1 pseudogene is annotated in these 252 nt (G+C 41.3%); it reads left to right on the forward strand.

The features are described from left to right. Window positions 1–252 (forward strand): annotated as a pseudogene (locus SB775_RS31905) (excinuclease ABC subunit B); the annotation flags it as partial.

Raw genomic sequence — 252 nt, forward strand, 5'->3', positions numbered from 1 at the left:
TTCTTTATTTGAAAGAGATGATGTTATTATCGTTGCGAGTGTTTCGTGCATATACGGTTTAGGTTCTCCGGAAGAATACCGCGAGTTAGTTGTTTCGCTTCGAGTTGGTATGGAAAAGGACCGCAATCAATTGCTTCGTGAACTTGTTGATGTACAGTATGGACGTAATGATATTGATTTTAAGCGTGGTACATTCCGTGTGCGCGGAGATGTAGTTGAAATCTTCCCCGCATCACTTGATGAGCATTGTAT

The sequence above is a fragment of the Peribacillus sp. SIMBA_075 genome (assembly GCF_046534585.1).